The following is a 628-nucleotide window of genomic DNA, read 5'->3' as shown; positions in this document are numbered from 1 at the left end:
CGCTGGAGGATCGGGACAGCTGGTGCGGGCTGATCGTGGACGGGCGGCACGTCCATCCTGCGACGATGCGGGTAGCGCTGAATGCCAAGGGCGAGCGCATCATGCTCGTCACCGATGCGATGCCGAGCGTCGGGCAGATCGAGAAGAGCTTTATGCTGCAGGGGCATCGGGTCGACGTGGTCGACGGTGTCTGCGTCAACGAGGACGGCACGCTCGCCGGGTCGGATCTCGACATGGCGCAGGCGGTGCACAACGCGGAAGCCATGCTGGGCGTATCGCAGGCACAGGCGCTGAACATGGCTGGTCGCCACCCGGCATGTTTCCTCCGGCTGGAAGGCAGCCATGGTCGCATTGCTCCAGGCTGGAGTGCCGACCTGGTGACCCTCGATTCGAACGGGCGTACGCTGGCGACCTGGATCCGGGGTTCTTGCGAAGACAGCTGACGCGTGGGGTAATCGCTTGGTCGGTCTAGCGCCCGCGTAGCTTTGCCTGCCGTTTCGTCAGGCAAGGCGAAGGGTGGTCGCCAGCGGCCGTCGGCGGGGCGCCGCATCGGATTGGCGCCGCACCAGCCGGAAGCCAAGCTGGAGGTGTCGCGGTGCCTGGCGGTGCCCGGCGCGACGATCTAGGA

At 67.0% G+C, this 628-nt stretch carries 1 protein-coding gene; it reads left to right on the top strand.

Going from position 1 to position 628, the window contains the following annotated elements:
* Window positions 1-443: amidohydrolase family protein (locus RAD16_RS40360; RefSeq protein ID WP_458163634.1), on the top strand; the 443-nt coding region annotated here is incomplete at its 5' end.
* Window positions 444-628: the final 185 nt, after the last annotated feature.

This window comes from Bradyrhizobium sp. 18BD, from assembly GCF_054185225.1.
The sequence above is the reverse complement of the archived record's forward strand: the minus strand, read 5'-3'. Positions and strand labels throughout refer to the sequence as shown.